At 61.2% G+C, this 13,084-nt stretch carries 9 protein-coding genes; 3 read left to right on the plus strand and 6 right to left on the minus strand.

Annotated elements, in window-relative coordinates; genetic code table 11:
- Positions 1–11: 11 nt before the first annotated feature.
- Positions 12–599 carry a LemA family protein gene (locus C7S18_RS18345; RefSeq protein ID WP_106892933.1) on the minus strand — a complete coding sequence of 196 codons (588 nt, stop codon included), beginning with the start codon at positions 597–599 and terminating at the stop codon, positions 12–14.
- Between the two features lie 227 nt (positions 600–826).
- Between C7S18_RS18345 and C7S18_RS18350 the strand changes: the two genes are divergently transcribed.
- Positions 827–2,185: a serine hydrolase domain-containing protein gene (locus tag C7S18_RS18350; RefSeq protein WP_146151999.1), complete on the plus strand. Its 1,359-nt coding sequence runs from the start codon at positions 827–829 to the stop codon at positions 2,183–2,185.
- An 84-nt stretch (positions 2,186–2,269) separates the two neighbouring features.
- Here C7S18_RS18350 and glyA read toward each other — a convergent pair whose 3' ends face one another.
- The 5 genes from glyA to sucC all read right to left on the minus strand — a co-directional run bounded on the left by glyA (position 2,270) and on the right by sucC (position 7,912).
- A complete protein-coding gene (gene glyA, locus C7S18_RS18355; RefSeq protein WP_106892935.1) occupies positions 2,270–3,523 on the minus strand; it encodes a serine hydroxymethyltransferase in 1,254 nt (417 codons plus the stop codon).
- Positions 3,524–3,648: 125 nt separating this feature from the next.
- A complete protein-coding gene (locus tag C7S18_RS18360; protein WP_106892936.1) occupies positions 3,649–5,070 on the minus strand; it encodes a DUF2867 domain-containing protein in 1,422 nt (473 codons plus the stop codon).
- A 40-nt stretch (positions 5,071–5,110) separates the two neighbouring features.
- Positions 5,111–5,419 carry a metalloregulator ArsR/SmtB family transcription factor gene (locus C7S18_RS18365; RefSeq protein ID WP_206207924.1) on the minus strand — a complete coding sequence of 103 codons (309 nt, stop codon included), beginning with the start codon at positions 5,417–5,419 and terminating at the stop codon, positions 5,111–5,113.
- A gap of 442 nt (positions 5,420–5,861) precedes the next feature.
- Entirely contained in the window at positions 5,862–6,740 is an 879-nt protein-coding gene (gene sucD / locus C7S18_RS18370) for a succinate--CoA ligase subunit alpha (protein WP_106892937.1), read from the minus strand.
- Between the two features lie 11 nt (positions 6,741–6,751).
- On the minus strand, positions 6,752–7,912 hold the full coding sequence (sucC, locus tag C7S18_RS18375) for an ADP-forming succinate--CoA ligase subunit beta (protein WP_106892938.1): 1,161 nt from the start codon (positions 7,910–7,912) through the stop codon (positions 6,752–6,754).
- Positions 7,913–8,238: 326 nt separating this feature from the next.
- On the opposite strand from sucC, the gene C7S18_RS18380 reads away from it, so the two are divergent.
- Both C7S18_RS18380 and C7S18_RS18385 read left to right on the plus strand, forming a co-directional pair.
- Positions 8,239–8,574, plus strand: a complete 336-nt coding sequence (locus C7S18_RS18380; RefSeq protein ID WP_106892939.1) for a hypothetical protein — start codon at positions 8,239–8,241, stop codon at positions 8,572–8,574.
- A gap of 579 nt (positions 8,575–9,153) precedes the next feature.
- Positions 9,154–12,981, plus strand: coding sequence for a M48 family metallopeptidase (locus tag C7S18_RS18385; protein ID WP_106892940.1), 3,828 nt, complete (start codon positions 9,154–9,156; stop codon positions 12,979–12,981).
- The last annotated feature ends 103 nt before the right edge of the window (positions 12,982–13,084 follow it).

Here is a 13,084-nt window from a genome sequence, read left to right on the forward strand (position 1 = left end):
TGGGCTAAAGCTCAGAACGTTACCTTGGGAGCGTCGCGCTTGGCTTTGTCTTCGATCTCAAGTTGCGCCGCTTCTTTGAAACTGAAGAATCCGGCGATGATGTTGTTCGGAAAGGAGTCGCGACGGATGTTGTACGACATGACGCTGTCATTGAACGCCTGGCGGGCGAAGGCGACTTTGTTCTCGGTCGACGTGAGTTCTTCCGAGAGCTGCATCATGTTCTGGTTCGCCTTCAAGTCCGGATAAGACTCAGACAGCGCAAACAGGCGTCCAAGAGCCCCACTCAACTGACCGTCAGACGCGGCCAGCCCTTGCATGGCCGCGGCGTCGCCAGGCGATCCGTAGGCCGATTTCAGTCCGCTGACCGCGGCGTTGCGGGCTTTGATGACGGCCTCCAGCGTGTCGCGCTCGTGCGCCATGTAGCCTTTGGCGGTTTCGACCAGATTCGGGATCAGGTCATAGCGGCGTGTCAGCTGCACGTCGATCTGTGCGAACGCATTCTGAAAGCCGCGCCGCCCCCGGATCAGGCCGTTGTAAATCGACACGCCCCAAAAGAACCCGAGTGCAAGCAAGCCCAAAAAAATCAGTCCGGCAACCATGAGAAGATCTCCGACAATAGGTAGGTTGGACACGATATTGGCGAACGCGGCCGCATGTGGGCGCCGATTTGGTCGCGCCGGGCGGGATTCGGGCAGCAACCCGAACCGAACGCATCTTGCCGAGGCAGGATGCGGCCCGACGCAAGCAAGCGGGCGCAGCACACAGGCAGCCTGCTAGCATTGCCGTGTTCAATTCGAGCATAGCAAACCGTCACCCGAATTCCGCCATGGTTCCAGGCCGCCGTCCGATTCTCTCATTGCTGACCTTGTCGGCCTGCCTGGGCCTGATACATCCGGGTCTGGCGGCGGCACCGACCACGGTGCCGAGCGCGCCATTCACGCAAACTGCTGCGCCGGTGCCGCCAATATCGGCCACACTGAATACGCCGTTGCGGGTCATGCCGCCCACTCAGGACGCCGCGTTGAGCCCGCCGCCGGCTGAGATCCCGCTGAGTAGCTCGGATCAGGAGGCGAATTGGGTCCGCGATCTGGACTTGATGAGCGAGGGCATACAAAAGACCGGCCAAGTGCCCGGTTTTGCCGTGGCGCTGGTGTCGCGCGGCCAGGTGTTGCGCGCCCAGGGTTACGGCGTTCGGCATGCCTGGACGCGGCAACCCGTTGGGCCGAATACGGTGTTCCGGCTGGCGTCGGTGTCCAAGGGATTTGCCGCAACCTTGACCGGCCTGCTGGTCAACGACGGCGTGCTGACGCTCGCTGATCCGGTTCAAGACCATGTTCCGGCACTAGTCCTGAAAGACGCCAACGCGTCGCTCAGCCTGCGTGTCGAAGACTTGCTGAGCCACCGCCTGGGCCTGCCAACCCACACGTTCGACCCCCTGCTGGAACAGAACGAAACGTACTACGAGCTGGTGCCCAAGCTCAGCGACGTCACGCTGACTTGCCCGGCCGGCGATTGCTATGCCTATCAGAATGTCGCGTTCAGCCTGATTGGTGAGGTTGTGTATTCGGTCACGGGCGATTTCTATACGCATCAGGTCGAGAAGCGGATCTTCCACCCACTCGGCATGGATACTGCGACGTTTGGCAAGGAAGCGCTGGAGGCCAGTGCCGACTACGCGGCGCCGCATGTGCGTGGGCGCAATGGCTGGGTGCCGCTATCGGCAAAGCCGAACTACTACCGGGTGCCGCCGGCCGCGGGGGTCAACGCCAGCATCACGGACATGTCGAAATGGCTGCTCGCCCAGCTCGGTCACGATCCGACGGTGATTCCGCAGTCGGTGCTGGATGAAATCCACCGTGCACGCGTGCTGACGCCGACGGAAGTCAGCAGCTCGCCTTGGCGCCGGGCACGCGTGTCGGCGGCCGAGTATGCGCTGGGTTGGCGCGTTTTTGACTACTCCGGCCACCGCTTGGTGTTTCATGCCGGTGCCGTGCAGGGCTATCGCGCGATGGTCGGCTTGCTGCCCGACCAAGATGTCGGCATCGCGATTCTGTGGTGCAGCGAGAGTGCGCTGCCGGCCGGAATGATGCCGCGCATGCTCGACGAAATTCTCGGCCTGCCTGAGCGCGACTGGCTGGAACTCGCGAAGTATCAGCCGCGGGCAAAGAGCCGTAAGCGACGCTAAGCGGTTTGGCTACCAGATACGAAAAACGCCCCATCGGGCGTTTTTCTAAGAGCGATCAGGGACAACGTCGTGCGTGGACAGTGATCAGGCGTAAACCGGATACTGTTGGCACTGCTTCGTGACGTTCGCGCGCACACCCGCAAGCACTTGTTCGTTGCTCGGGTTATCGAGCACATCGGCAATCCACTCAGCGAGCGCAACACAGTCTGGTTCTTTGTAGCCACGCGTCGTCACCGCCGGAGTGCCCAGACGCAAGCCCGAAGTAATGAACGGCGAGCGGGGATCGTTCGGCACCGCGTTCTTGTTGACCGTGATGTGCGCGGCGCCGAGCGCTGCTTCGGCATCTTTGCCCGTGACGTCGCGACCGATCAGATCAACCAGGAACAGGTGATTCTCGGTGCCTCCGGAGACAATCTTGTAGCCGCGCGCCTGCAACGTCTTCGCCATGGCCTGGGCGTTCTTGACGACTTGCTCCTGGTACGCCTTGAAATCCGCCTGCAGCGCTTCCTTGAACGCAACGGCCTTGGCGGCAATCACGTGCATCAGCGGGCCGCCTTGGGTGCCCGGAAACACCATGGACTGCAGTTTCTTCTCAATCTCGGCGTTTGCCTTCGCGAGGATGATGCCGCCACGCGGACCGCGCAGCGTCTTGTGCGTGGTCGAGGTCACCACATCGGCGTGCGGCACGGGATTTGGGTAAACACCGGCGGCGACGAGACCGGCAACGTGCGCCATGTCGACAAAGAAATAGGCGCCGACCGACTTCGCGATTTCAGCGAACTTCGCCCAGTCGATGACCTGCGAGTACGCCGAGAAGCCCGCGACGATCATCTTCGGCTTGTGCTCAGCAGCGAGACGCGCCACTTCGTCGTAATCGATCAGGCCAGTGTCGGGGTTGATCCCGTACTGCACGGCATTGAAGATCTTGCCGGAGAAATTGACTTTGGCGCCATGCGTCAGATGGCCGCCGTGCGCCAAGCTCATGCCGAGAATCGTGTCGCCCGGCGTCAGCAGCGCCAAGTACACCGCTGCATTTGCCTGCGAGCCGGAATGCGGCTGCACGTTGGCGTAGTCGGCACCGAACAGTTGCTTGACGCGATCGATCGCCAGTTTCTCGGCGATGTCCACATACTCGCAGCCGCCGTAGTACCGCTTGCCGGCATAGCCTTCGGCGTATTTGTTCGTCAGCACCGAGCCCTGGGCCGCCATGACTCGCGGCGACGCGTAGTTTTCGGAGGCAATCAGCTCGACATGGTCCTCTTGCCGGACCGCCTCTTTCTGGATGGCATCGGCCAATTCAGGGTCAAATGCAGCAAGGTCTGAGAAGTTCTTGTACATGGCAGGTCCCGGGGGCAGAGGAAAGATCGATATGGTAACGCCCCGCCCGGAGCCGGGCATGCGCCCCCGGGAATTTCATGAGGCAAAACGGGGGCTGGTACTGACCAGCGGGTGGGCAATGGCGCTCAGACCCAGACCGGCTGGGCTGGCTTTGCGGCGCCAGGGGCCGGGGACGCGTCTACCGCGTGCGCGACCGCGAGGCGGAGCATCGTCGGCGAGATATAGTGACGATGTACGCGCTCGATCAGGTTCATGTAGAGGACGCCAAACAGATTGCGCGTCTGCACGCGCGTTCCGAGCCAGACTGACGCGCCGCCATCGGCGCGACGTTCGACCCGAACAACCGACCGGAATGCGAGATGCTTGTCGTCCGCACCCAAGACCACCTCGGCCAGGCTGCCGTCGTCGGCGACCTGACTCTGGTGCACGGGGAGCCCAGCGAAGACCCCGCACGACTCCTTGCCGAGCAGCGACGACACCGGGCAGCCCAACTGCGAAGTGCGGAGTCCAAACGGGCGGACCAACGCATTGCGTAGCCGCATGAGCCGAGTCACGCCGAGCGGCCGGTGTTCGAGAAAGCCGTTCAGGACATCGGCCAGTAAGGTCGGTGCGTCGCGGTGTTCGCATTCGCGTGGCGCGAGCCGGAGCTCAAACGCGTCGGCATGCACTGGCGCTCCGACAAATTGGGCGTGCAGTAGCGAATCGGCGGGCATATCGGCGTGTGCCTGAACGGCACGACCACCACCGTTGCTCGCTACCCAGGCCCGACTGCCGCGCAAGCGACTCACCCAGGCTCGAACCGGACCAATCAACCGGCGCACCGCCGCACATATCCGGCCCTGCCGATGCTCGCTCGAGTGCCCCAGTGCGAGCGCCGTAGTCGGCACCCGATTCAGATCGAACCGGGCGTCGTTCAGCAATGCGGTTACCGCATCGGGCAAAACTTCGGTGAGACTCGGAATGTCTGCGGCATTGGCCAGCACCTGCGCCTTGACCGATTCCGGCAGTTCCCCACCCAATTCATTCGTGTGGCAGGACAACGCGAACAGCGCCGGATGCCCGGTCGTGCCCGGTTTCGGGACAAACTGGTGCCAGGTGCCGCCGCCGAAGCGCACCGTGAACAAGCAGTCCGGCGGCAGATCAACAAAGCGCAGCGCACGCACAAAGGCGCTTGGGTCGGCCTGCCACGCGGCGTCATCGACCATCGCAAAGCGGAGCTGCGTCCCGCCGCTGCCTGTGATCGCGGTAAACACCCGATGGCCACGATGGCGATGGAACGGGTGGCCACGACGGTCGACCAAGAAGGTGTATAGCGACGACACATCGCCACGTTCGAAATCCGTGTCACCAATCCGGGCCGAAGGCTCATCAAGCGCGTCGACGTAGTTCTGATGTCCGCGTTGCCGCGCGGCGGTGCTGGCAATCAACGCGTCTCCGGCGCCTGGGTCGAGTTGTGCGATCAGTGACACCTCTACGGGCAGACCGCCGTCTGGCGCGGGCAGTCGCACACTTGGAAACGTTCGCAATTCCTGAGTCAGACTCATCATGATCGTGGACCTTTGAATTCGTGAAATCGGCGCGCTGGCGTCAGGATGTTTTGGTGCTGCGCCGCTCACGTTTGATCGGCCCGGCGACGGGACAAAGCTCAGCCGCCCAGGCAAACACGGTGTTCGCCACACGCTCTTTGACCAAGCGGAAGTACACGAACTGCCCGCGTTTTTCGCGCTCGATCAGTCCGGCCTCTTCAAGAATCCGAAGGTGCGTGGACAGTGCCGGCTTCGAAAATTCAAAGCGTGTAGCGATGTCACCAGCGGTGAGCTCCCCCTCATTCAGGTAAGCCAGGATTTTGCGGCGAGCCGTGGAGGCAAGAGCTTCGAAGACGCGGTCGATGTTCATGTCACTATTTAACGAATTCATTAATTATGCAATAGATTGCTCCAAGCAAAGGCGCTTGTCAAGCAATCTCCGGTTGGCTCCAGATTTGTTCCTGCAAAGCAGCGGCCGCGAGCCGATCGCTGTTCTGAACGGTGCGACCGGTATCACCATCATCAGGTTTTCGCAGCAATCGTCGACCTCTCTAAACCCACCCCGGATCAAGTCCGGGGTGACGAATCGTGGGTTGGGGTCTTGCGACACGAACAATGCGTCGGACTGCGACTGCGGCCGGTTACCAGAGTCGCCTCAATCCCCCTCTCGTCACCCCGGACTTGATCCGGGGTGAGGTTCGATCTTGCGAATCAAATGAATCCCAGGCGTTGATTGATCACTTTTTCCAGCTTCAAAAACAACAAAGCCCCGGCTTCCCGGGGCTTTGTCATCAACTGCGACCAACCAGCACTTAGCCCTTGGCCAAGCGCTCCTGGATCGTGCGACCCAGATCAGCTGGCGAACGAACCGTTGTCACGCCTGCCTTCTCGAGCGCAGCAAACTTCGCAGCCGCCGTGCCCTTGCCACCCGAGATGATCGCGCCCGCATGGCCCATACGCTTGCCGGCTGGCGCCGACGCGCCGGCGATAAATGCCACAACCGGTTTACGCACATACTCGGTGATGAACTCCGCAGCTTCTTCTTCGGCGCTGCCACCGATTTCGCCGACCATGATGATGCCTTCGGTCTGCGGATCGTCCTGGAACATGCCGAGGCAGTCGATGAAGTTCAGGCCGTTGATCGGGTCGCCACCGATACCGATGCAGGTGGACTGACCGAGGCCCGCATTCGTGGTCTGGAACACGGCTTCATACGTCAGCGTGCCGGAGCGCGACACGATGCCGATCTTGCCGGGCTTGTGAATGTGACCCGGCATGATGCCGATTTTGCATTCGCCGGGCGTGATCACGCCTGGGCAGTTCGGGCCGATCAGCACGGTGTCGGGATAGTGCGCCAGCGCGTTCTTGACGCGCAGCATGTCGAGCACCGGAATGCCTTCGGTGATCGCCACGATCACTTTGATGCCGGCATCGGCTGCTTCGAGAATCGCGTCGGCCGCAAACGGCGGTGGCACGAAAATCATCGACGCATCGGCGCCGGTTTCGTTGACAGCATCTTCGACCGTGTCCCACACCGGCAGACCGATGTGCGTCGCGCCACCCTTGCCTGGGGTCACGCCACCGACGAGTTGGGTGCCGTAATCCAAAGCCTGTTCGGAGTGGAAGGTGCCCTGGCTGCCGGTAAAACCTTGGCAGATGACCTTGGTGTTCTTGTTGATCAATACGCTCATATAGGCACTCCTCAGGCGACCGCAGCAACCGCTTTCTTCGCGGCGTCGTTCAGGTCAGTGGCAGGGATGATCTTGAAGCCGGAATTGGCCAGCAGTTCGCGACCCTTTTCGACATTCGTGCCTTCAAGACGCACGACGACCGGGATCGTCACGCCGACGTCCTTGACCGCGGCAATGATGCCTTCGGCAATCATGTCGCAGCGAACAATGCCGCCGAAGATGTTGACCAGAATGGCCTTGACCTTGTCCGAGCTCAAAATCAGCTTGAACGCTTCGGTCACGCGCTCTTTCGTGGCGCCACCACCAACGTCGAGGAAGTTCGCCGGCTCGGAGCCTGCGAGCTTGATCACGTCCATCGTCGCCATCGCGAGGCCAGCGCCGTTCACCATGCAGCCGATGTTGCCATCCATCTGCACGTAGTTGAGGTGATGATCAGCCGCCTTCGCTTCGGCCGGATCTTCCTGCGCGATGTCGCGCATCGCAGCGAGCTTGGCGTGACGGAATTCGGCGTTGTCGTCCGAGTTCAGCTTGCCGTCGAGTGCCATCAGGTCGCCGTTGGCAACAATGGCCAGCGGGTTCAGCTCGATCAGGGCCATGTCTTGGTCCATGAACAGCTTGTAGACGCCGAGCATGATCTTGGTCAGCTGACCGACCTGCTTGGCGTTCAGACCCATCGCAAAGCCGACTTTCCGGCACTGATACGGCTGCAGGCCCTGCACGTAGTCGACGACCACGGTGTGGATCTGTTCCGGCGTTTCGGCCGCGACTTGTTCAATATCGACACCGCCGGCGGCAGACACAATGAAGCTCACCGACTTCGTGGCGCGATCGACGAGGCAGGACAGATACAACTCTTGCTCGATGTCGTTCGCTTCCGAGATCAGCACTTTGTCGACCGGCAGCGCGCGGCCAGCCGATTGATACGTGGTCATCTTGGTGCCGAGCATCTTGGCGGCGGCATCGCGCACGTCTTCGAAGCTCTTGACCAACTTCACACCACCGGCCTTACCGCGGCCACCCGCGTGGATCTGGGCCTTGACCACCCACTGCTCGCCACCAATGGCGTGTGCAGCTTCCATGGCCTCGGCAGGTGTTGAGGCGACGCGGCCTGCTGGCACAGGAATGCCATAGTCCGCGAACAGCAGCTTCGCTTGATACTCGTGAAAATTCATCCGGACACCTGGTCGGTTAAGGGAAACGGATACCCCATGCGGGCACGGGGCAGAAAAAGGGCTCGCTATTGTGCCAGCAAGCGGGGTTTGGTGCAGCCCGATCCCGGCTCAGAACCGATATTCGTCGCCCGTTTCAGGCGTGGATACCTGCGGAATCAGATACTTGCCCGCAAGTTGCCAGATTGCTTCGGCGCCCGAGGTGCCGCGTCAGCGCAATCCCGGGCCGAGACGATCGGTAGCGCCCACTGCGACTCTGGCGTGAGTTGCCCTCGCGCACAGGTCGCTGCCCTAGGCTGACCGCGTCATCCATTCACTACCCCTTCCAAATGCTCCTGGTCCACCACCTGCTCCGTCTTTGGTACCTGCTACCCGTGCCGGCCTTCGTCTTCTGCTGGGTGTCGATCATCAAAGTAGCGGCACACGGCAACCGCTCACCCCTCGATGCCAATGACTTCTATTCGTTCCTGACGCTCGGCGCCAGCCTCGCACTCATCTGCGGCTTAATACCACTGGCCCGATACCTGCGGGCGTCCCAGGAGGCAAGCTGGCGCTACGTCGGCTACATGCTGACCACCCTCGCCTTTCCGCTCTGGTTGGGCGCCACCGCCCTCGCGTACTTGTTGACCACGCTGAAAGGGCATCCGTTGCGGATTGGTTGCTAAGACTCAATTCAAGACGACCCGATCCGATCACCGGCACGCTTGCGCTCGACACTAACGCCACGCGAACAAAGCAACTGATCAGCCACGCACCGGCAGCGCTACGGATGTTGCTGTCCGTGGCCTACCGAGGCACCGAGCCAGAGGTACGCTTAGGGAGCCTCTGGACAAGTTCAGAGGCGATGCGGGCCATGGATGGCCCGCCCAGAATCGAGCACGCAAGTGCTTGATTCTGGAGCAATGAGTCCGGACATGTGCCGGACTCATTGTGGGTCTGAAAGTCCAGGATGGACTTATTCAGACCCTCCTTAGATCATCGCCGTATTCGGATGATCGTTTGTTCCGGAAGCGAACTGACGGATCGCGCACGCGTCAGGCATGAGTGGCACAAATCGTTGCTGCACGCGGCGGTGCCGCCCATGAGTAGAAGAGGGGAGCGCACGCCTGGGTTTACGCATGCGCACCGATCACCCGCGCAAACGGTGGCTTGCGAACGGACTTTGGGCGGCAATAGGATCAGGCGATTCGGTCGGCAACCGGTACTGGCCGACGATTGCGTGAATCCATTTGCAAGGGGCACCCGTGAGTATCCATTCCATCTATCCCGCTGGACCCGAGCAAGTCCCGGCCAATCTGACTGAGGCCAGCAAGACGTATCGGCGGCATGCTTGGTTTGCGGTACTCGGCCTGTTCACGTTCGTCGCCGCTTATTTTGGGCTGATGATCTGGTTGGGGTTCTTGGTTTACACGCAAGTCCAGGACTTGAGCGGCGGGCGCGGCAATGAGCCCTTGATCAGCTTCTTGCTGATTGGTATCGCCGGCTTTCTGGTGGTGTTCATGGCTAAGCCGCTGTTTTCGATCCAGCGTGGCCATTCTGGCGATGACCTGGAATTGAAGCCTGAAGACCAACCGCTGCTGTTCGAATTCTTGCATAAGCTCGCCGATGAGGCCGGCGCGCCGCGACCAAAGCGTGTGTTTGTATCGCCGCGCGTCAATGCGTCGGTCTTCTACGACTTGTCGATCCTGAACCTGATCTTCCCGTCCAAGAAGAACCTGGAGATCGGTCTGGCGCTGGTCAATGTGCTGAGCCTTGGTGAGCTCAAAGCCGTGCTCGCCCATGAGTTCGGCCACTTCGCTCAACGCAGCATGGCCGTTGGCCGCTGGGTGTATGTGGCACAACAGATTGCCGGCCATATCGTTGCGCAGCGCGGCGCCCTGGATCGATTTGTCGAGGGACTAAGCCGGGTCGATTTCCGAATTGCCTGGGTCGGTTGGCTGCTCAGCCTGATCATCTGGTCGATCCGCTCCTTGGTCGAGTTATTGTTCCGGCTCGTGGTCCTCGCGCAACGCGCGCTGTCGCGGGAAATGGAGTACCAGGCCGATCTCGTCGCCACGGCGCTGACCGGCAGCGACGCGCTGGTGCACGCGCTGCATAAACTGGGCGCCGCCGATGAGGCGTGGCAGCAGGCGCTCGCGTTTGCCGAAGACGAACTGAAGGCGAACCGAGTCATCGATGATCTGTTCGCCGTACAGTCGCGGATCATCATGCATTTGCGCATTGTGCAGGCCGACCCCAACTATGGCCGAGCCCCGCCGATCGTTGGCGAAGCGAAAGATCACCGCGTTTTTGTCGACTCGCTCGCCAAACCGCCGGCCATGTGGTCGACGCATCCGGAGAACTCTGATCGTGAGCGCAATGTCAAAGAGCGCTATGTCGCCGCGAGCATTGATCCGCGCCCCGGCTGGGAGTTGTTCCAGAACGCCGCGTCACTTCGGCAGAGGGTCACGCGCGAACTGCTGCGGAGCGCTCTGAAGGAACCCGATACCGTTCCGAGCTCGCCCATTGCCGAGTCGTTGGCGGCGCTCGACAAACAGTTCGACCTACCAAGCTTGAAGCGTCGCTACCGGGGCAGCTACCTGAATCGCGCCTTGACTCGGCATGCAGCCACGGTTGCTGAACTATTCGAGAGCATCCCCGGCCAGAGCAATCTTGGCGGGATCGCGGCCGAGCTCTATGACGATCGCCATGATCAGGATCTCGACCGGCTGCGCGCCTTGACCGCAGAAGCGGCCAGCATCAAAGGTCTGATTGCCGGCGCGTTGAGCACGGGGAATCGCAATTTCCGTTGGCGCGGCGAGGAGCTGAAGCGCGAAGATTTGCCGAAGACGCTTGCCGCGATTGAATCCGAATTGGCGCAAGTTCGAGACGCGCTGCATCGTCATGATCGACGCGCGCGCAGCGTGCACCGCGCCATGGCCGAGCAATTGGGCGAAGGCTGGGCACTGCACCTGCACGGTTTGTTGTCGGTCATGCACTTCGCCGAACACGCGCATGCCGACCTGCAAGATACACAACGCGTTTTGGCCCACACGTATCGCGTCGTCACGGCCGATAAAAGCGTCTCAAAGGCCGAGCTCAAGCTGCTGATTGATGACTGCAATGTGGTCCAGCGCGCGCTGGCACGCCTGCACCAATCCGCACCCGAGATTCGACTCGACGCAACCTTGCTGACAGCATTGAAGACCACTGACTGGGCCAGCATGCTCGGCGAGCTGAAACTACCGCCCGCCAATCAAGACAACATTCAGAGTTGGCTTGGGGCGGTGGACGGCTGGGTCGGTGTCTATCTCCATGCGTTAGATACGCTGCAACAAGCTTGTCTGCAAACCCTGCTCGGCGCTGAAGAACGGGTGCTGGCTGCGTATCGTCAAGGCGAAGCGTTGCCGCCCGCGCCTCAGCATTCCGTTGTGCCAGAGGAATACCCTTGCCTGCTCCCGGGCTGTGAGCGTCCCACGACGCTGCGCCTAAATTTCTGGGATCGCTTTCAGAGTGCCGATGGCGCGATGGCAACGGGACTTCGATTTGTCTCTGCGGGCAGCATCCTAGGTGGACTGCTGTGGCTGTCGGCCGGCGTTGGCGACGCCAGTCTGACCATTCATAATGGACTGTCTGAGCCGGTAACGGTACGCATCGATCAGACGAAGATCACAGTGCCTGCGGGCGCGCACGTGACGACAACGGTCTCATCCCGGGACTCACACCAAGTACTCAGCCAACTGAGCGATCAGCATCTGATCGAGCGACTGACGTTGGAGCCGAGCGATTTGGGTCGCAAGATGCTTTACAACGTGGCTGGTGCGTCATCGCTGGTGCTGGTTACCGCCTCATACGGCAACGCTGCCGAGCGTGAACCACGCTTCCTTGGCAACCCAATCCTGAGCAACGTGTCGGCCGACCATGTGTTCACCGACCCGCCTGCGCAAATCCGGACCAAGTCGGGCGGGGATACGCGCACGGCACTACAATCACTCGATGACCTGCGGCCGTCACAGCAAGTAGCGCTGAGCCCGGAAGCGGGACGCGACGCGTTGATCCGGGCCCACGTTCGGTTTGATCAGGGCGGCACCGAGCGATTGCATGAGTGGTTGGCACTTGCCCGTGATCTAGCCGAAGGGCGAAACATCATCGTGACACGATCGCAGCGCTTGCCCAATGAGGTGGTGACCTTACGCGCGCTGCAAGACAGTGGCACTGCGTCTGAACAGCAAGAGAGCTGCGCCGTGCATCAGGCGCAGTCGGCAGCGGCACCGGACAACCCCGATCTGATTTATCTCGCCATTCGCTGCGAGTCTGACTCTGCGGCGCAAAACCAAGCATTTGTTGCGGCATTGGCTCGGTTTCCGGAGCATCCGTGGTTGCGGTTGGCGCGGGCCAATATTTTGGCCGAACGGGTTCAATGGGATGCTGCGTTGGCGGCGTTTGTGCAGTCCTATGCCGAACTACCGGAAATGCGCGGCTGGGCCCGCTCGGCGCTGGTGCGCTTGGCGCGCTTGCGCGATCAGCAGCATGATCCAGACGTCGTGCGCGCCTTGGTCGCTGATCCAGACCTCGAAGCGCTCGTGCGCGCGACCGATGGACAGAGTACCGCCGGATACGAATGGACCAAAGGCTACGCTTGGTTCAGTCGAGGCGATTTGCGCGTTGCGGCGGACGCAATGCAAGCCAAACAGAACCCCGACGCGTTGATCAAACTGGCGGCATCGGATGGCGCTGACGCGAACTTGATCGAACAGGCAATGAGGGTGTCGGTTGATACCGAGTTGGAGGCGTCGGTGCGAATGCTCCAATACGCGCTGATCGAGAGGCAAGGCGGCAACGGGCAGATCTGGCTCGATGCGGCAGTGGCGGATCTGGATGAATCTGATGCGGCACTGGCGCGAGCGTTTCTGATGCAGATGGCCGCTGGCTTGGCTGCTGAAACAAACCTCAGCGAAATGCCGCCTCAGCTGCGCGCGCAACTCTACGCCGCAGCACGTGTTCGCCTGGGCCGTAACTGTCCACCGCTCTGGGAACAGATCGCGACGCGCTACTTGTTCATTTCGGAGCGGCCGTACTTTGCGGGCTCTTGATCCGACTGGCGCTCATTGGGTGGCAGCTGAGGTCGGTTGGCTATTTGCCGATACGCAGACTCAAGCTGAGTGCCTCGCACCAATCGTCGGCAAGAGTCGCTGT

Source organism: Ahniella affigens (assembly GCF_003015185.1).
Taxonomy (GTDB): Bacteria; Pseudomonadota; Gammaproteobacteria; order Xanthomonadales; family Ahniellaceae; genus Ahniella; species Ahniella affigens.

Coding starts and splice junctions, on each gene's coding strand:
- C7S18_RS18360 (WP_106892936.1), bottom strand. CDS start 5,070: ATGATGAGTCTGACTCAGGAATTGCGAACGTTTCCAAGTGTGCGACTG.
- C7S18_RS18345 (WP_106892933.1), bottom strand. CDS start 599: ATGGTTGCCGGACTGATTTTTTTGGGCTTGCTTGCACTCGGGTTCTTT.
- C7S18_RS18350 (WP_146151999.1), top strand. CDS start 827: ATGGTTCCAGGCCGCCGTCCGATTCTCTCATTGCTGACCTTGTCGGCC.
- sucD (WP_106892937.1), bottom strand. CDS start 6,740: ATGAGCGTATTGATCAACAAGAACACCAAGGTCATCTGCCAAGGTTTT.
- C7S18_RS18365 (WP_206207924.1), bottom strand. CDS start 5,419: ATGAACATCGACCGCGTCTTCGAAGCTCTTGCCTCCACGGCTCGCCGC.
- glyA (WP_106892935.1), bottom strand. CDS start 3,523: ATGTACAAGAACTTCTCAGACCTTGCTGCATTTGACCCTGAATTGGCC.
- sucC (WP_106892938.1), bottom strand. CDS start 7,912: ATGAATTTTCACGAGTATCAAGCGAAGCTGCTGTTCGCGGACTATGGC.
- C7S18_RS18380 (WP_106892939.1), top strand. CDS start 8,239: ATGCTCCTGGTCCACCACCTGCTCCGTCTTTGGTACCTGCTACCCGTG.